Origin of the sequence: Bacillus cereus group sp. BfR-BA-01350 (genome assembly GCF_022663775.1) — a bacterium.
GTDB lineage: Bacteria > Bacillota > Bacilli > Bacillales > Bacillaceae_G > Bacillus_A > Bacillus_A paranthracis.
In genome coordinates this window covers 23,100-41,644 of the sequence record NZ_JAKUGD010000017.1, presented here as the reverse complement: position 1 = coordinate 41,644, position 18,545 = coordinate 23,100, and the positions used below count along the sequence as shown (strand labels likewise).

Here is an 18,545-nt window from a genome sequence, read left to right as displayed (position 1 = left end):
ACATATGAAAAACGCCTTTACATTACTATTCGAAACAATTAAAGAACGAAAGAGAAATCCACTTTCTGAATCATATACAAATTACTTGTTTTCAAAAGGAGAAGATAAAATTTTAAAGAAAATTGGTGAGGAATGTACGGAAGTAATTGTTGCATCCAAAAATAATGATAACGAAGAGCTAGTGAAAGAAATGGTGGATGTAATGTATCACTGCTTCGTTTTATTAGCCGAAAAAAATATATCATTAGAAGATATTATGGAGGAAGTGACAGAAAGAAATGGGAAGCTTTCGAGAGTAGGGGACAGAAGAGAAATAGATACATTATAGGAGGAATATGTATGAAGGTGGATTATCACATTCATTTAGAAGAAGGGCCATATTCAATAGGATGGCTAGCTAAAATAAATGAATCATTACAACATTATGAACCGCTAAAAGAAGAAAAACATTCTATGGAATGGCTTGTGAAAACACAAGAACGCCTGCAAAGACGTGTGAATGAAGGGCCATTTACAACGAAATGGATTGATTTATATTTAGAAGAAGCTTTGCGAAAAGGGATAAAAGAAGTTGGTATTGTCGATCATTTATATCGTTTTTATGAAGCGAAAGAATACTATGAAGCATATGTTGATATTAGTGATTCGGAGCTTGGACGTTTACAAAAGGAATGGTTAGACCAAGTAAGGGTAGCTTCACTACATGATTTTACAAAGGCAATTGAAGGGGCGAAAGAACGGTGGAGTAAAAGAGGTGTTACGCTTAAACTTGGAATTGAAGCAGATTATTTTATTGGTGGTGAACAACAATTACAATCTTTGCTCGCATTAGGAGATTTTGATTATGTAATTGGTTCTGTTCATTTTTTAAATGGCTGGGGATTTGATAATCCAGATACGAAAGAATATTTTAAGGAACATGACTTATATGCTTTATATGATACGTTTTTCAAAACGGTTGAGTGCGCAGTTCGTTCTGAGTTATTTGATATTATTGCTCATCTTGACAACATAAAAGTATTTAATTATCGATTAGATGAGAATGAACAACTTTCTTATTATAAGAAAATTGCGCGTGCATTAGTAGAAACAAATACAGCAACGGAAATAAATGCGGGATTGTACTATCGCTATCCTGTGCGCGAAATGTGTCCGAGTCCGCTATATTTACAAGTATTAGCTAAACACGAAGTTCCGATTACACTCTCTTCAGATGCTCATTATCCGAATGATTTAGGAAAATATGTGGAAGAGAATATAAAGACGTTACGTAATCATGATATTGCTCACTTAGCTACATTTACGAAACGAGTCCGAACGATGAGATTACTAGAAGAAGTAACAATTTCAAAATGATCACGATTTTTTGATGAAAACCTTCCTTTTTGTTCAAAATAAGAAAGAATAAAAAGGAGGGTAAGAAATGTCGAAACAGCAAAATAAACAAAATGTACAAGGTGCACAGCAACAAGCGTATACTTCTGAAACGAATGCTACATCTCAATCCGTTATTGAGGAACAAATTAGTGATACAGTTGCAGAAGGAACGATCGATGTGAAGCTTGGAAAACAATCGCAAGAAAAAGCATAAGAAGAGGGGGAGACTTGCATCTCCTCTTTTTTCATGGAAAAGTGTCGATTTTCAAAACTATAATCAAATTCCTTGGTTTTTATATGTGGATTTCTTACAATGAAAGATAAGAGAGATCTTATTTTCTATAGAAGAGGTGTTAGTAGTGGCAAAAATATTAGTAGCAGGGAAAATTCCAGCAATCGGATTAGAACTATTAAAGGATCATGATGTAGAAATGTACGATAAAGAGGAGTTAATTTCTTTAGATGAATTAACAGAGCGTGTAAAAGACAAAGATGCATTGTTAAGCCTACTTTCTACAAAGGTGACAAAAGAAGTGATTGATGCGGCACCTAATTTGAAGATTGTTGCAAACTACGGTGCTGGTTACGATAATATTGATTACACGTATGCTGGAGAAAAAGGGATTGCGGTAACGAATACACCGAAAGTATCAACGGAAGCGACAGCAGAATTAACATTCGCACTTCTTTTGGCAGCTGCACGTAGAATTCCTGAAGGTGATACGTTATGTCGTACAACTGGATTTAACGGATGGGCACCGTTATTTTTCTTAGGCCGCGAAGTACATGGTAAGACAATTGGAATTATCGGCCTTGGAGAAATCGGAAAGGCAGTTGCAAAGCGTGCGAAAGCGTTTGGAATGAATGTTTTATATACAGGACCAAATCGAAAGCCTGAAGCTGAAAGTGAACTGGAAGCAACATATGTAACATTGGAAGAATTATTACAAACAGCAGACTTTATTACAATTAACTGTGCGTATAATCCGAAATTGCACCATATGATTGATGAAGAACAGTTTAAAATGATGAAGAAAACAGCGTATATTATAAATGCTTCACGTGGACCAATTATGCATGAAGCGGCACTTGCTCATGCTTTAAAAACAAATGAAATTGAAGGGGCAGCTCTTGACGTGTTTGAATTTGAGCCGAAAATTACTGAAGAGCTAAAAGGATTAAAGAATGTGGTACTTGCTCCTCACGTAGGAAATGCAACATTCGAAACGCGTGATGCGATGGCGGAAACGGCGGTAAGAAATATTTTAGCTGTATTAAATGGCGAAGAAGCTGTAACGCCTGTCAATCAAAAAGTATTCGTTACAAAATAAAAAGAAACCTTCCGGAATCGGAAGGTTTCTTTTTATTTTTCTTTATTTGCTCTTTTTGATGGTCTTTGTCTAAGGAATTGAGATAGCATGTACAAAATATATAGTGGAATAGCAATGAATAAGAAAACAGAAAAATTACCGAACCCTGTTTGGTACATTGTGATAATGATGCCCACTAAAAATAGTGTAATAATGATGCTATATCGTGGAATTGGTACATCTTTTAAACTTGGGATACGAATGCGGCTCACCATTAAAAATGCGAACGTTACAAATACTGTAATAAGAACGATTTTTGGAATGGTATGTGAAAATAATGTTAAGAAAGCAACAAGCCCTCCCGCTGCTGTAATCGGTACCCCAGTGAAATATTTCATTGAAGTAGAAGATGGTGTTACATTAAATCGTGCTAAACGATATGCTCCGAAAAGAGGGAATAGCCCCGCTATGTATAGTCCGATGATTCCATAATTAGAGAAAGATGTGTAATACATGAGAACAGCAGGTGCTGCACCAAATGTTACGACATCCGCAAGCGAGTCAAGCTCTTTTCCCATTTGTGAATCAACACGTAATAAACGAGCAACACGCCCATCAAGACTATCTAACATCATCCCGATAAGTACTAAAATAGCAGCTGATTTATAATATCCTAAAGATGCATAGCCGATTGACAAGAATCCGCTATATAAATTTCCGAGCGTAAATAAGTTTGGAATAGCTGCTCTATACAAAATCTGATCCCTTGCTTTCTGTAATAAATTCTTAATTAGTGTATGAAAGTTTACTTATTTTATCATACCATAAATTTCTTCTTCACACGAAAGAAATTCCCAATTTGTGAAAGATTTCATATCAGAATGATTTGAAAAATAAGTGAAAAAAGAAGGGGCTGTCTCATAAGCCTCTTTCGAAGTAAGATCACATGAAATTGAAAAGGCAGAAACGTTATAAAATTAACATTTCTGCCCTTCACTTTTTATTCGATTTTGGCTAAAAAGCACTTTTTGGGACAGCCTCTTCTTGTATTATTCAAAGTTCGTTATCATAGTTCCAGTTTTATACCGATTGTTAGGATCGAAACGTAACAAATCTCCATAAATGAGTTTGTCGGAAAGTTTCAATTCTGTTTTTGCTTTTTCAATATTCGGTTGACATAATGAGATGTCTGCTTCTTCACCTGTGTTTCGTTTATAGCACATGTTTTTTGTATACACATAATCTTCCGAAACGAAGCTACCATCACGCATTACCATAAGTGGATCTTCTTCTTTAATAAATAAGTCAGTTCCAAATTCAACTGATTTATTTGTTTTAATACCAAGTAAATGAAGTAGCGTTGGTTTAATATCAATTTGACCAGACACTTTAGAAATGACTTTTCCTTCTTGACCAGGTACATGAATAATGAGAGGGACGCGTTGTAATTGCATAGAATCAAATGGTGTAATAGCGTCTTTCCCAAGGAACTGAGCCATAGCTGCGTTATGGTTTTCAGAAATACCGTAATGATCTCCGTAAATGACAATAACAGAGTTGTCATACAGTCCTTCTGTTTTTAATTGTTTAATAAATTGTTTAAGAGCTTCATCCGTATAACGAACGGTTGGGAAGTAACGGTTTACAACGCCACTTTCCGAATTAAACTCATCAACATATTGATCTTCTGGATTTAGAAGAAATGGAAAATGATTTGTTAAAGTAATGAATTTTGTATAGAACGGCTGTGGTAAGGATTTTAACTTTGGAATAGATTGTTCAAAGAACTCCTTATCTTTTAATCCCCAACCGACTGACATTTGTTCTGTGCCTACGTAATCATTTAAATTAAAGTAACGATCATATCCAAGTGCAGGATACATTACATCCCGATTCCAAAACGCTTTATCATTTGAATGGAAGACAGCAGAAGAATATCCGTATTTCTTTAATTGTTCTGGTGTAGCTGTATATTCATTTGTTGCGTGAGTAAAGAATACAGAACCGCGGTCTAACGGATAAAGTGAATTTTCAACGATAAATTCAGCATCAGAAGTTTTACCTTGTCCTGTTTGATGATAAAAGTTATCGAAATAAAAACTATCTTTAATAAATTCGTTTAAAAATGGAGTAATTTCTTTTCCATTTATTTTTTTATTAATAACAAAACTTTGTGTAGATTCCATTGAAATCAAAATGACATTTTTACCTTTTGCAGATCCAAATAAGTTCTTATCAACTTGCTTATCTTTTGAGTCTGTATAGTTTTTAATTTCAGAGAACCCGTCCCCACTTGCAAATACACGTTCAGCTGAAGATTTTGATTGCAGTGTAATATCAAATAGATGATATGTGTATAAACCTAAATTTTTCACGACAGTTTGACGATCGAATGAGCGTGAGAACATTTGTGGTTTATAAATAACAGAAACAACAATTTGTAGTGCTAATAGAGCTGTTACACCGCTAAAGAAAGTTCTCTTCTCAGAGCGAGAAAGCGGCGTTTTGTCGCAAAATGATGGGAATTTACGCGAAAGAAACATTAAGATGATCGCATCTGCGAATAACAGTAATGTTTTATACGTAAAGAGTTCTTTTATACTCGTCCCTAAATCAGCCATATTATTTGTTTGAAATAATACTGGGAACGTAACGAAATCGTTATAAAACCCATAAAACATTGCATTTCCAAATAAAATGAATGACAGTATAAAACTAATTCCAACTATAATGCGATTTCGGTGTTTAGATGCAAATAATGCAAAACCGAAAAATAAAAGTAACGCAGCTAGTGGATTCATAAAAAGCATAAATTCTTCAAAGAAATTATCAATTTTAATATCAAACGCTAGCTTGTACACAATATATGTTTTTATCCATAATAAAACGACTGCAACGAGTGCGAATCGCAGTTTTGGAAACAGACGTTGTAGCATAATATACTCCTCTCCTAAAAAGCATGACGGTTCTTGTGGGCCTATTTGATTAGCGCCTCATTTTATATATACGAACAGTCCTTTATTATTATGTTTATTATACTATGAGTATCATTATACGAAAATAAAAGAGAGTTGTGGACTTTTTTATAACAATTGAGTAGAAAAAGGGCAGTAGGAGACAATAAAATGGAGTTTCTATGTATGATTATTATCGTGCGCGGAAAGAATCGTGTAACAATATGGAGGTTATAATGCGAAAATTATTATATTTTATAGTATGCAGTAGTGTTATACTTTTTGCTTCACCAAGTGTGTCGGTAGCAGAGTATGATGCACCTCTTATGGAAGATGCCCTTTATTCTGTGTTATTTCCGAAAATAAATAAAGCAATCGAAAAACAATATGGGAGCTTGAAGCCTTATCAATGCCCGAAAATTATTAGTTTAAAAAAAGTGTATAGCGGTACATATTTATTTCAAGCGAGTATTGAAGTGACTAAGTATGAACGTGTTGCAGGGAAAATTGCGCCACCATTTGAGAAGGTAACGATTACATTTAATAACGAAGAAGGTGAATGGGAAGTGACAAAGGTTTCAGTAAAGCGCTTACCAAACGATACGAAACTAAACTGTCAAAAAGCAATATAAAAAATTGTTTGACAAATAAAATGGTCTTTTGGTATTGTTAATAGCAACAATTAGATGTTTGAAAATTAAATAGACTTACCTCATCTACTCTCAAAGGTAGAGGCCGCGATAGGAAAGAGTAAGCTATGGGAGATTTAATGGAATCTGTGATCATAGGTTGAAAGGGACTATTGCCGAAATATAAGAATAACCATCTTATTCATATATTGGGACTGCATTGAATAAATGTAGTACTGTCATAAGATTTATTTTATGGAGAGCTATTTGGAGATGTTGATGCGGTTTCTTATTTTGAGGAGATAACAACTCGTTTATTTTTTCAATATATATTTTTCCTAATAAGAAACGCGTGTGAACATTGTTCCGCGCGTTTTTTGTCTATCTAAAAGCGTGCTGCAATGAATAGAAGATTGGGGTTATGAGTTTTAGAGGAAATAAGGGAGGAATTCAAATGTATTTACACGGCACAAGCCGAATCAATGGGCAAGGACACTTAGAAATTGGAGGGTGCGACACGACGCAGCTAGCAAAACAATATGGAACACCACTTTATGTATACGATGAAGAGTCAATTCGAGGAAAGTGCCGCGCGTTTCATCGTGCTTTTAAAGAAAGTGGGTTCTCTTATCAAGTAGCATATGCAAGCAAGGCGTTCTTGTGCATGGAGATGTGCCGAGTAGCTCGTGAAGAGAATATGTCATTAGATGTTGTTTCTGGAGGAGAATTATATACTGCACTACAAGCAGGATTTCCTGCATCGCGCATTCATTTTCATGGCAATAACAAAACAGAAGAAGAAATTGTGATGGCTCTTCAGGCGAATATTGGTTGTTTTGTCGTAGATAACTTCTTAGAATTAGAAATTTTGCATGATTTAGCAGTGCAACATGGGAAATTTGTGAACATATTAATTCGTGTAACGCCCGGAGTAGAGGCGCACACACATGAATATATTACAACAGGTCAAGATGATTCAAAATTTGGATTTGGCGTGTCAAATGGTCAAGCGATGCAGGCAATTGAGCTTGCTTTACAAAAATCAAATTATAACGTGTTAGGAATTCATTCACATATCGGATCACAAATATTTGAAACGGCTGGCTTTGTGCGAGCGATTGAAGTTCTTCGTCAATTTTTAGAAGCAGTGAGAGAGCGAACAAACTATGTAGTAAAAGTGCTAAATGTAGGGGGAGGATTCGGAATACGCTACACAGAGTCCGATACACCATTAACTCTTGAGACGTATGTGCGAGCTGTAACAAGTGCGGTGAGAGAACAATTTACGTTATGTAATTATCCATTGCCAGAAATATGGGTTGAACCAGGCCGTAGTATTGTAGGTGATGCCGGAACGACACTTTATACAGTCGGATCTGTGAAAGACATTCCTGGTATTCGGAAATATGTATCAGTGGATGGTGGGATGACTGATAACTTAAGACCTGCTTTATATAACGCTCGTTATGAAGCGATGTTAGCGAATCGAGGGAATGATGAGAACGAGGAAGTTGTTTCGATTGCAGGGAAATGCTGTGAGAGTGGAGATATGTTAATTTGGGATATTACTTTACCGAAAGTTGCCTCTGCCGATTTACTAGCGATTTCTTGTACAGGGGCATATGGGTACTCGATGGCGAATAATTATAATCGGATTCGTAGACCAGCTGTCGTCTTCGTGAAAGGCGGTACATCACAAATTGTTGTAGAGCGCGAAACATATGAAAATATTATTGGGAACGATCGCATACGTATTAAAGAACTTGTTTAAATGAGGAAAAAGGAGTTGTTCGGATGGGCAATTCCTTTTTTGTAAAATAAAATAATTAAAATATATCGGAAAACTAGGATTGAAAAAAATCAGAATTGTGATAAAATACAAATACAAAGCTTATCAAGAGAAGCGGAGGGAACTGGCCCGGCGAAGCTCGGCAACCTGCTTATAGAAAGCAAGGTGCTAAATCCAGCAAAATGGAATCCATTTTGAAAGATAAGGTAAAATATATTACCGAACAGTCTTTTCGAAATGGGAAAGATTTTTTTTATGAATAAAAAGGGGGGCTGTTCGCGTGAGCGTACGGGAACATTTTGAGGAAGTATCTGAGAAAATTGAAGCGATGCTTGCTGATATGAAATATGGTTCAATTACAATTGTTGTGCAAGATGGAAAAGTCATTCAATTAGAGAAAAGTGAAAAAGTACGTTTAAAGTAAAAAGCGCTGACTAGAAAAACTAGAGGCGGTTTTAACCTATGTTATTAGGTTAAAACCGTCTTTTTGCTTTTACAGGGGGAAAAAACATGTTGACGTATGAAACGTGGGAAGAAAATGATATTTCATTTTCAGAAGAAGATGAAACGAAAGGCGCGCTATCAGTATTAAGTTGGGCGTATAAAGAATATGAAAATGAAATTGTATACGCATGTAGCTTCGGAGTGGAAGGGATGGTACTACTGCATCTTATTAACCAAGTAAATCCATCTGCTAAAGTTGTATTTTTGGATACAAATGTTCATTTTCAAGAAACGTATGAATTAATTCAAAAAGTACGAGAACGATTTCCTTCATTAAATATTATAGAAAAACAGCCAAAACTTACACTTGATGAACAAGCCAAATTGCATGGTAACAAGCTATGGGAAAGCAATCCTAATCTTTGTTGTAAGATTAGGAAAATTTTACCGCTAGAAGAATCATTAGCGAATGAAAAAGCGTGGATATCGGGGTTGAGGAGGGAACAATCAGAAACGCGTAAGCATACAAAGTTTATAAATCAAGATCATCGCTTTCAATCTATTAAAGTTTGTCCGCTCATTCATTGGACGTGGAAAGAGGTATGGCGATATGTATACAAGCATAGCTTGCCGTATAACCCATTACATGATATTGGATATCCAAGTATTGGGTGTGAGAAGTGTACGTTGCCTGTAGGAGAGGGTGGCGATTCAAGAGATGGTAGATGGGCTGGGAAAGTGAAAACTGAATGTGGTCTTCATTATCAATAAGATGAATCTTGAAATAAAACTAAGAGGGGATATAGAACATGAGTACAGTAAACGAATTAGTAAACCGTGTAGACGAGACATATGACGTATTACAAATTGAAAAAGAAATTGGGCTAGATAATATTGCGTTAAGTGATTTAGAACTATTAGCGACAGGGGGATATAGCCCGCTTACTGGTTTTTTAGGAAAGAAAGATTATGATTCGGTTGTAGAAACGCTTCGTTTAGCTAATGGGAGTGTTTGGAGTATACCAATTACATTACCAGTAACAGAAGAAGTAGCAGAGACGCTAAAAGTTGGAGAGGAAGTAAAACTTGTTAACGGTGGAAATGTATATGGTGTCATTCAAATAGAAGATATTTTTGTGCCTGATAAGGAAAAAGAAGCGTTACTAGTATATAAAACGACGGATGAGGCTCATCCGGGAGTGAAAAAATTATATGAACGACCGAACGTTTATGTCGGTGGGGCTATTGTTCTTACGAAACGCTTTGAAAATAATCCGTTTCCTTCTTATCATTTAGACCCAATTGAAACGAGAGAAGAATTTAAAAAACGTGGTTGGAAAACAGTAGTAGGATTTCAAACGAGGAACCCGGTGCATCGTGCCCATGAATACATTCAAAAATCTGCTCTTGAAATTGTAGATGGACTCTTTTTAAATCCGCTCGTTGGGGAAACAAAATCGGACGATATTCCAGCTGATGTAAGGATGGAAAGCTATGAAGTATTACTTCAAAACTATTATCCGAAAGATCGTGTCTTTTTAAGTGTATTTCCTGCGGCAATGCGTTACGCAGGACCGAGGGAAGCAATATTCCATGCATTAGTTAGAAAGAATTTTGGATGTACCCACTTTATCGTAGGGCGCGATCATGCTGGGGTAGGAGATTATTACGGAACTTATGAAGCACAAGAAATTTTTACAAACTTTACAGTGGAAGAGTTAGGGATTACACCGTTATTTTTTGAACATAGTTTTTACTGTACGAAATGTGAAGCGATGGCTTCGACAAAAACATGCCCGCACGGAAAAGAAGATCATGTTATTTTATCGGGTACGAAAGTAAGAGAACTATTAAGAAACGGTGAGATTCCGCCAAGTACATTTAGTCGTAAAGAGGTAGTAGAGGTACTAATTAAAGGTTTGAAAAAAGAAGTAGTAACAGAATAGGGAGAGAATGAGATGGATACGAATATTACTTGGCATACAGCTTCTGTTTCAAAAGATGAGAGAAGAGTGAAGAATGGGCATCATAGTTTTGTAATTTGGTTTACTGGTTTATCAGCTTCGGGTAAATCTACAGTAGCGAACGCGGTTGCTCGTAAACTATTTGAAAAGAATATTGGAAACTATGTACTTGATGGAGATAATATACGCCACGGTTTAAATAAAGACTTAGGTTTTTCTGAAAGTGATCGTATGGAAAATATAAGACGGATTGGCGAAGTGGCGAAGCTATTTGTAGATCAAGGTACTGTTGTTCTTACAGCGTTTATTTCACCGTTTCGAGTAGATCGAAAACAAGTTAGAGATCTATTGGCTACAGATGAATTTATAGAAGTGTTTGTAAAATGTCCAATTGAAGAGTGTGAGAAACGTGATCCGAAAGGGCTTTATAAAAAAGCAAGAAAAGGTGATATTAAAGACTTTACAGGTATCGATTCACCGTATGAGGAACCAGAAAAAGCGGAATTAATTGTAGAAACGAATAAGTATTCTATTGAAGAATGTGCAGAACAAATCGTGAAATACTTACAAGAGCGTAGTTTTATATAGGGGGATAAAAAATGAGTTATGAAAAAGTATGGGCTAACAATGAAAAATTAAATCAAACTGAGAAAAATAAATTAAAAAAAGATGGATTGGAAATCTTTAATGATATTCCTTACTATGCAGAGAATGGCTTCGAATCTATTCCGAAAGAAGAGTGGGACGCATTCAAATGGGCAGGGTTGTATTTACAAAGACCGAAAGAAGCGGGTTATTTTATGATGCGCGTAAATATTCCTTCTGGCATTATTACGAATGCACAGGCAGAAGTGCTTGCTTCTATCGCTGAGGATTATGGACGTGACGTAATCGATATTACGACAAGACAGGCGATTCAGTTTCATTGGTTAGAAATTCATCAAATTCCAGATATTTTTAAAAGATTAGCAAGAGTTGGGTTATCTTCAGCTGGGGCGTGTGGTGATATAACGCGTAATATTACGGGAAATCCACTTGCTGGCATTGATGCAAATGAATTATTTGATACAACGCATATTGTGAAAGAGGTATATGACTACTTCCAACATAATGAAGAGTTTTCTAACTTACCACGTAAATTTAAAATGTCTATTAGTTCTAACATTTATAACGCAGCAAACGCAGAGATTAACTGTGTTGCATTTACACCTGCTACGAAAGAAATAGATGGTGAGAAAAAAGTTGGTTTTCATATAAAAGTAGGCGGTGGGTTATCGGCTCGTCCATATTTAGCTGATGAATTAGATGTATTCGTTTTGCCAGAAGAAGTGAAGGCGGTAGCGATTGCAATTGCTACGATATTCCGTGATTTTGGATATCGTGAAAAACGTCATTTAGCTCGTTTGAAATTTCTTGTTGCAGACTGGGGAGCAGAGAAGTTTAAAGAGAAACTAATAGAATATACAGGACCATTACAAAGTAAAGGAGAAAGTGCTCTTAAAGGCTGGAATGCGGGATACTTTTATGGTGTTCAAGACCAAAAACAAGAGGGACTAAAATATGTAGGTTTTAATGTGCCGGTAGGACGCCTACATGCAGAAGAAATGTTTGAGATTGCAAGAATTGCTAAACAATATGGAAATGGACAAATTCGTACATGTAATTCACAAAACTTCATTATTCCGAATGTTCCGCCAGAAAATGTAACTGGCTTACTAAATGAGCCGTTGTTTGAAGCGATATCAGCAAATCCGAAATCGTTTATTGGTCACGCGGTTTCTTGTACTGGTATTGAATATTGCAATCTTGCATTAGTAGAAACGAAAGAAAGATTACGAAAAATTGCCGAATACTTAGATACACAAATTGCACTCGATGTTCCGGTTCGTATTCATATGGTAGGATGCCCGAATTCATGTGGTCAACGTCAAATTGCTGACATTGGATTACAAGGTGTAAAAATGAAGACGAAGGAAAAAGGAATTGTTGAAGCCTTTGAAATATATGTAGGTGGAACGCTGTTAGATGGTGGTGCTTATAATCAAAAGTTAAAAGGAAAAATAGATGGCGAGGATCTACCTGATGTACTCGCATCATTTATAAGTTATTTCAAAGAAAATAAATTACCAGCTGAAACGTTTTATGATTTTGTAGGCCGTGTTGGTGTAGAGACATTACAAACAGCGTTAAATAACGTGTTAGAAGAAGTAATAGCGTCTTAGGAGGGGCAATATGGATTTATATCGATTTGAAGCGGTATTAGAGAATAGTATTGTTCCAATTGTTGTTGTTGCTGAAAGTGAAGAAAAGGCATTTAAGATGGCGGAGATTGAGCTTGAAAAACATTTTTTACCGTTACCAGAAGTAAAGGAGATTGCTTTATTTGAAAAAAAGAAGATTCGAAAAAGCGCAGCCTTTGTTATTCATGAGTAAGGAACATTGAAATATGAAGAAATGAAAACTTCCATTCCTATATAAGGATGGAAGTTTCACTTTAATAGTAGAAATGAGGAGAGATGATGGGAAAAGTATATATCGTTGGAGCGGGCCCTGGTGATCCGGATTTAATTACTGTAAAAGGATTGAAATGCATTGAGAAAGCAGATGTTATTTTATACGACCGTCTCGTGAATAAAGAATTGCTTTCTTATGCAAAGCCTGAAGCGGATTTAATTTATTGTGGAAAACTACCAAATTATCACACGATGAAGCAAGAGACAATTAACACGTTTCTTATTAAATATGCGAAAAAAGGAAAAGTTGTAACGAGGCTAAAAGGTGGGGATCCATTTGTATTTGGTAGAGGAGGAGAAGAAGCTGAAGCGTTAGCAAAGCAAGGTGTACCGTTTGAAATCGTTCCTGGTATTTCAGCTGGAATAGCTGCTCCTGCTTATGCTGGTATTCCAGTGACACATCGTGATGCAAGTGCAAGTTTTGCTATTGTGACAGGGCATAGAAAAGAAGATGCTGAAGAGGAAGTGAAGTGGGGAAATTTAGCGAAAGGTGTAGAGACTTTAGCTGTATATATGGGGGTTAGCAATTTACCCTACATATGTGAGCAACTGATAAAGCATGGAAAAGATAAAAGTACGCCTGCTGCTATTATTGAGCGGGGAACGACATCTATGCAGCGCACAGTTGTTGGGACGTTAGGAACAATTGTAGATGTTGCGAAAAAAGAACAAATTCAAAATCCAAGCATGATTGTAATTGGAGAAGTCGTCCGTTTTAGAGAAAAAATTCATTGGTTTGAGAAACAGACAGAAAGTACGTATCAAGTAAGTGGAGTGTTATAAAATGAAAGCCATCTTATATATATGTCATGGAAGTCGCTTGAAAGCAGCGAAAGAAGAAGCGGTTGCATTTATTACGTCATGTATGAACCGTGTAGAGGCAAGTATTCAAGAAATTTGTTTTTTAGAGTTAGCGAGTCCAACTATTGATGAAGGGTTCCGTACATGTGTGAAGCGTGGTGCTACAGAGATTATTGTTATTCCAGTTTTTTTATTAGCGGCAGGTCATGTGAAAAAAGATATCCCGTTTGAATTGGAAAAGTTAACTAATCAATTTTTGAATGTTAAAGTGACCTATGGTAATCCGTTTGGTGTATCAGAAACACTTGTTAAATCGGTGTATAGCGGAAGTGGCATTGAACAGGAAGATAAGAATGAAGTGACGTTACTTCTCGTTGCAAGAGGGAGCAGTGATCCTGAAGTGCTAAAAGATATAAACTGGATCGCTTCTTTATTTCAAACGGAAGAGAAAATTAAAAAAGTAGAAGTTTGTTATTTAGCAGCTGCCGAGCCGAAATTTGAGGAGAAGTTAAAGGAAGTTGTAGAACGAAAAGAAAAGAATATCGTTGTACTGCCTTACTTGTTATTTACAGGTTTGCTTATGAAGCATATTGAAAAAGAAGTACGCCAATATGAGCTAGATGAGATAAAAATAAGTCCATATTTAGGGAAGAATGAAGCGTTTCAGTATATGTTAATTCAGAAAACGAAGAAATTATTGAAGGGAGATCAATATGTATCCACTTACAGTGCGGGTTGAGAAGAAACGTGTTGTTGTCATTGGTGGAGGGAAAGTCGCGGGATTCAAAATTATTCCTTTACTCAAACAAGGTGCAGATATAGTCGTGGTAAGTCCTGAATTGGATGCAAATTTAGTGAAACTTGTAGAAGAAAAGAAAATTCGTTGGTATCAAAGGGAGTATGAAAAAAATGATATTAAAGACGCCTTTTTAGTTGTTGCAGCGAGTAGTGATGCTGTATTGAATGAACAAATTGCTGAAGATGTCGCAGAGAATCAATTAGTAAATGTTATTACGAATCCGGAAAGTGGTAATGTTCATTTTCCGGCAGCGATTCATCGTGGATTACTGAATGTGGCTGTTTCTACTGGTGGAGCGAGCCCAAAACTTGCAAAAAAAATTCGAGATGATATCGCAAATAAATATGATGAGACGTATGAATCGTATCTTGATTTTTTATACGAAGTTAGAATAAAGGTGAAAGAATTACAAATAGAGAAAAGAGAGAGAAATATATTGTTGCAAGAGGTATTGAAGTCGATATATGTTCAAAATGAACAAAAAAGAGAATTGTTTTTACAAGAATTAGAGAGAAGAGTCCATATAGGATAATGAGTAAATTGTACTTTACAACTATAAAAATATAATTTATAATCACAAGTAACTTCAATAGATGAAATCGATGAGCAAGAAGAGTATGTATATTTGATACGTTCAGAGAGCTGGGGTAAGGTGTGAGCCCGGTACGATAAAATATACAGAATGGGCTTGCGAGAGGTATGTTGAACATTGTAGTAGGCAACCCGGGTTCCGCCGTTAAAAGGATAGAGTATCGGAGTTTTTCCTGTACTTGAACAAGTGGGATTTGTCAATCCAATTGAGGTGGTACCACGGTATTAACATTACATATATCGTCCTCTACATGCATATTTGCGTGTAGGGGACTTTTTTATTTTCTAAAGGAGGTGTGCGAGTATGAAATGAAAGTGTATAATTAATAAAAGTTTAAATATTCAGAAAAGGAGAATTTATGATGAAAGAAACACAGCAATGGACGTCGAAAATAGGCTTTGTACTCGCAGCAGCCGGAGCCGCAGTAGGTCTTGGTGCAATATGGAAATTTCCATATGTTGCAGGTAATGGAGGGGGAGGCGCATTCTTCCTTGTATTTTTACTATTAACTTTATTTATAGGTATGCCACTCCTTTTAGCTGAATTTGTTATTGGACGTAGTACGCAAAAAGAGGCAGTTACAGCGTATAAAGTATTGGTGCCAAATAGCAAGTTATATCCTTGGATTGGTCGTATGGGAGTTGTTACTTGTTTTAGTGTACTATCTTTTTATAGTGTTGTAGGTGGATGGATTTTACTTTACTTATACTATAGTGTGACAGGAAGTTTCTGGAATGGAGTGACTGATTATGGGCAATTATTCGGTGAGACGATTTCAAATCCAGTAAGCGCGATTGGAGCGCAATTTGTCTTTATGCTTTGTACGATTTTTGTTGTAAGTAAAGGTGTAGAGAAAGGGATAGAAAAAGCAAGTAAGTATATGATGCCGCTATTATTTATTTTGTTTATTGCAATTATTGTTCGTGCGTTAACACTGGATGGTGCTTTTGCTGGGGTAGAGTTCTTCTTAAAACCAGATTTTTCAAAGCTGACAGCAGATACGATTTTATACGCGATGGGACAATCATTCTTCTCGCTAACAGTTGGGGCCTCGGTAATGGTCACGTATAGTTCTTATTTGAAGAAAGAAGAACATTTAGCAAAATCAGCAACATCTATTGTAAGTTTAACTGTTTTTATTACAGTACTTGCAGGATTAGCGATTTTTCCAGCGATTTTCGCATTAGGTGTTAAGCCGACTGAAGGACCGGGGTTACTATTTATCGTCCTTCCAGCGGTATTTGCGAAAATACCATTTGGACAATTTTTCTTCATTATGTTTTTGGTGTTATTCTTCTTTGCAACGCTAACATCTGCGATTTCCATGCTTGAAATTGTAGTAGCATCTGTTGCGAAAGATAATGAGAAAAAGCGTCCGTCAGCATCATTATTAATTGGTATTCTAATTTTTGCGGTTGGAATTCCGTCAGCGTTATCGTTTGGTATTATGAGTGATGTGAAAATATTTGGGAAAACATTCTTTGACTTAGTCGACTTCTCAGTAAGTAACGTATTGCTGCCGTTAGGGGTACTAGCTATTTCGCTATTCGTACCAAATAAAATGAGTAAAGAAATGTTAATGAAAGAATTAGAAGTTACGGAAACGAAAGGGAAAACATTATTTAATATTTGGTTCTTCTTACTTCGTTATGTTATTCCAGTAACTGTAATTATTGTATTTTTAAATGTGATAGGTGTATTTAAAATGTTTGCATAATAAAAAGACGGAGAAATCTCCGTCTTTTTATTATGTTGTAGGTGTATTTAATAAACGATTATATGCTTTATAGGCTGTGACGACTGCGAGGAATGACCCGATTAAAAATAAAACTGAGCCGCCAAATGTAAATATCCGGCCAATAAAAGTCTCTCTAGCTTCTTGTATTTCTTGTTGTAATTGTGTATTCATATAATTCACCCCGTAAACTATAGGCATTTAGTTATAGTCTATGTAGAATGCCTATAGTGTGTGAAGTGGAAATAAAAAAACTCGGTATGCACCGAGTTTTTTTATAATCCGATATAAGGAGATGGATCAACTGCGTTTGTCTTACCGACATTCCATTCTCCCAGATGAAGTTCAAAGTGTAAATGTTGTCCGTATGATTGGCCAGTATTCCCCATAAATCCAAGTTGAGTTCCTTGTTTTACAGTTTGTCCATTTGATACAGAACGGCTACTCATATGAGCATATACTGTTGTATATGTTTTTCCGTTAATACGGTGAGATAAGTACACAACATTTCCGTAACTAGATGATAATTCTGAGCGAATAACAACGCCATCTGCAGCGGCAATAATTGGAACAGTTCCTGAAGCAGCGATATCGATTCCTTTATGGTTATCTATAGAGCGCACGCCAAACCCAGAAGTTTTTGATCCGGCTGCTGGTTTAATAAAGCCGCCAATATTTGTATCGTGTGGTGTTGGAGCTGCTTGAGCTTTTTGAGCAGATGTAGTAGCTTGTTTACGAGCTTCTTCTGCCTTGCGGGCTTCCTCAGCTTTACGAGCTTCTTCTGCACGTTTTTCCTCTTCAATTGCTTTTTGAACAGCTTGACGCTGATTTTCTAAAATACCTTTAGATTCTTCTAATCCTTCAATCTCTGAATCTACTTTTGCTACTTTCGTATGTAGATCGCTAATAAAGGTTTGCTGCTGTTGCTGATTCGTTTGCAACTCTTGTTGTTTGTGAACTAATTTCTGTTCAGCTTCTTTTAATTCTTGCTCTTTTTTCTCAACCGCCTCTTTTTCTTTCGTTACAGCATTTTGGTCAGTTGTTTGTTTTTTCACAATATCGGTATCGTTGTTTAAAATTAAACTTACAGAGTACATATTATCAACAAGATCAGCGATGTTTGTAGAAGTTGTTAATACCTCTGTAATAATATTTGTGCGAGGTTTTTCTTGCATAGATTGCAAACGTTGCTTAATAACTTCCTGGCGTGTATCTATGTTTGTTTGTAATTGCTCTATATGTTTCTTTTTTTCAGCGATTACTTGTTGTGTTTTACTAATTTCTTTTTTTGTATCGTTTAATTCAGCCTCGTTTTTATTAATAGAAGTAGTTAAATCGTCGATTTTCTTTTGTAATTCTTGAATTTCCTTTTCTATTTGTTCTTTCTCGGCTGATTTATTTTGTAAGTCATTTTGTTTTCCTTCTAATTCAGATTGAATATTAGATAATTTATCTTGATTCGTTTCAGCGTATGCGGGTGAAAGTAACGGGGAAGCAAAAATCGTTCCTGCTGCTAAAACGCTGAACGCTACAAATTTCTTTTTCATGGTTGTCTGGCTCCTTTCCCTATGAATGTTATATATCATAAGAAGAAGAGTGTCTATCGTTGTAACCATAATGTAAAGAAAATTTTATAAA

At 36.0% G+C, this 18,545-nt stretch carries 20 protein-coding genes, 2 riboswitches and 1 other annotated feature; of the genes, 16 read left to right on the top strand and 4 right to left on the bottom strand.

The features are described from left to right. Positions 1-4 precede the first annotated feature (4 nt). The 4 genes from hisE (at position 5) to MR147_RS24500 (ending at position 2,708) form a co-directional block, all read left to right on the top strand. Positions 5-328 (top strand): phosphoribosyl-ATP diphosphatase, encoded by a 324-nt coding sequence (gene hisE / locus MR147_RS24515; protein WP_074609382.1) that lies wholly within the window; start codon positions 5-7, stop codon positions 326-328. 11 nt (positions 329-339) lie between these two features. Then, on the top strand, positions 340-1,356 hold the full coding sequence (locus MR147_RS24510) for a histidinol phosphate phosphatase domain-containing protein (RefSeq protein WP_074609384.1): 1,017 nt from the start codon (positions 340-342) through the stop codon (positions 1,354-1,356). A gap of 67 nt (positions 1,357-1,423) precedes the next feature. Continuing rightward, positions 1,424-1,591, top strand: a complete 168-nt coding sequence (locus MR147_RS24505) for a YozQ family protein (RefSeq protein WP_000043572.1) — start codon at positions 1,424-1,426, stop codon at positions 1,589-1,591. A gap of 145 nt (positions 1,592-1,736) precedes the next feature. After that, the gene (locus MR147_RS24500; RefSeq protein ID WP_074609386.1) at positions 1,737-2,708 is read left to right on the top strand and encodes a 2-hydroxyacid dehydrogenase family protein; all 972 of its coding nucleotides are present in this window, start codon (positions 1,737-1,739) and stop codon (positions 2,706-2,708) included. A 32-nt stretch (positions 2,709-2,740) separates the two neighbouring features. Here MR147_RS24500 and pssA read toward each other — a convergent pair whose 3' ends face one another. Together pssA and MR147_RS24490 are read right to left on the bottom strand one after the other, a co-directional pair. After that, positions 2,741-3,442, bottom strand: a complete 702-nt coding sequence (gene pssA / locus MR147_RS24495; protein WP_000285422.1) for a CDP-diacylglycerol--serine O-phosphatidyltransferase — start codon at positions 3,440-3,442, stop codon at positions 2,741-2,743. A gap of 294 nt (positions 3,443-3,736) precedes the next feature. After that, positions 3,737-5,623: an LTA synthase family protein gene (locus tag MR147_RS24490; RefSeq protein ID WP_074609387.1), complete on the bottom strand. Its 1,887-nt coding sequence runs from the start codon at positions 5,621-5,623 to the stop codon at positions 3,737-3,739. A 254-nt stretch (positions 5,624-5,877) separates the two neighbouring features. Between MR147_RS24490 and MR147_RS24485 the strand changes: the two genes are divergently transcribed. The 12 genes from MR147_RS24485 (at position 5,878) to MR147_RS24430 (ending at position 16,889) form a co-directional block, all read left to right on the top strand. Beyond that, a complete protein-coding gene (locus MR147_RS24485) occupies positions 5,878-6,273 on the top strand; it encodes a DUF3888 domain-containing protein (protein ID WP_001228829.1) in 396 nt (131 codons plus the stop codon). Between the two features lie 89 nt (positions 6,274-6,362). After that, a riboswitch (Lysine riboswitch) is annotated at positions 6,363-6,544 on the top strand. A 180-nt stretch (positions 6,545-6,724) separates the two neighbouring features. Further along, on the top strand, positions 6,725-8,041 hold the full coding sequence (lysA, locus tag MR147_RS24480; protein WP_074609391.1) for a diaminopimelate decarboxylase: 1,317 nt from the start codon (positions 6,725-6,727) through the stop codon (positions 8,039-8,041). 117 nt (positions 8,042-8,158) lie between these two features. Continuing rightward, a riboswitch (SAM riboswitch) is annotated at positions 8,159-8,267 on the top strand. A 72-nt stretch (positions 8,268-8,339) separates the two neighbouring features. Next, the gene (locus tag MR147_RS24475) at positions 8,340-8,483 is read left to right on the top strand and encodes a YezD family protein (RefSeq protein WP_000116161.1); all 144 of its coding nucleotides are present in this window, start codon (positions 8,340-8,342) and stop codon (positions 8,481-8,483) included. A gap of 86 nt (positions 8,484-8,569) precedes the next feature. After that, entirely contained in the window at positions 8,570-9,274 is a 705-nt protein-coding gene (gene cysH / locus MR147_RS24470) for a phosphoadenylyl-sulfate reductase (RefSeq protein ID WP_000958980.1), read from the top strand. 38 nt (positions 9,275-9,312) lie between these two features. Further along, a complete protein-coding gene (sat, locus tag MR147_RS24465) occupies positions 9,313-10,449 on the top strand; it encodes a sulfate adenylyltransferase (protein WP_000108788.1) in 1,137 nt (378 codons plus the stop codon). A 12-nt stretch (positions 10,450-10,461) separates the two neighbouring features. Further along, on the top strand, positions 10,462-11,055 hold the full coding sequence (gene cysC, locus MR147_RS24460) for an adenylyl-sulfate kinase (RefSeq protein ID WP_074564891.1): 594 nt from the start codon (positions 10,462-10,464) through the stop codon (positions 11,053-11,055). A gap of 11 nt (positions 11,056-11,066) precedes the next feature. After that, positions 11,067-12,689, top strand: coding sequence for a nitrite/sulfite reductase (locus MR147_RS24455; RefSeq protein WP_074609393.1), 1,623 nt, complete (start codon positions 11,067-11,069; stop codon positions 12,687-12,689). 10 nt (positions 12,690-12,699) lie between these two features. Next, positions 12,700-12,900 carry a DUF3906 family protein gene (locus MR147_RS24450; RefSeq protein WP_000366909.1) on the top strand — a complete coding sequence of 67 codons (201 nt, stop codon included), beginning with the start codon at positions 12,700-12,702 and terminating at the stop codon, positions 12,898-12,900. Positions 12,901-12,986: 86 nt separating this feature from the next. Then, on the top strand, positions 12,987-13,763 hold the full coding sequence (cobA, locus tag MR147_RS24445; RefSeq protein ID WP_070805588.1) for a uroporphyrinogen-III C-methyltransferase: 777 nt from the start codon (positions 12,987-12,989) through the stop codon (positions 13,761-13,763). A gap of 1 nt (position 13,764) precedes the next feature. Then, the gene (locus tag MR147_RS24440) at positions 13,765-14,520 is read left to right on the top strand and encodes a sirohydrochlorin chelatase (RefSeq protein ID WP_074609394.1); all 756 of its coding nucleotides are present in this window, start codon (positions 13,765-13,767) and stop codon (positions 14,518-14,520) included. Then, positions 14,495-15,112, top strand: coding sequence for an NAD(P)-binding protein (locus MR147_RS24435; protein ID WP_074609396.1), 618 nt, complete (start codon positions 14,495-14,497; stop codon positions 15,110-15,112). The genes MR147_RS24440 and MR147_RS24435 overlap by 26 nt, the downstream gene beginning before the upstream one ends. A gap of 61 nt (positions 15,113-15,173) precedes the next feature. Beyond that, positions 15,174-15,422: a binding site (T-box leader), on the top strand. Positions 15,423-15,533: 111 nt separating this feature from the next. Next, on the top strand, positions 15,534-16,889 hold the full coding sequence (locus tag MR147_RS24430) for a sodium-dependent transporter (RefSeq protein WP_000665448.1): 1,356 nt from the start codon (positions 15,534-15,536) through the stop codon (positions 16,887-16,889). Positions 16,890-16,919: 30 nt separating this feature from the next. Here MR147_RS24430 and MR147_RS24425 read toward each other — a convergent pair whose 3' ends face one another. After that, the gene (locus tag MR147_RS24425) at positions 16,920-17,081 is read right to left on the bottom strand and encodes a hypothetical protein (protein WP_001095994.1); all 162 of its coding nucleotides are present in this window, start codon (positions 17,079-17,081) and stop codon (positions 16,920-16,922) included. Positions 17,082-17,182: 101 nt separating this feature from the next. Beyond that, positions 17,183-18,454 carry a murein hydrolase activator EnvC family protein gene (locus MR147_RS24420; RefSeq protein WP_074609398.1) on the bottom strand — a complete coding sequence of 424 codons (1,272 nt, stop codon included), beginning with the start codon at positions 18,452-18,454 and terminating at the stop codon, positions 17,183-17,185. Positions 18,455-18,545 lie beyond the last annotated feature (91 nt).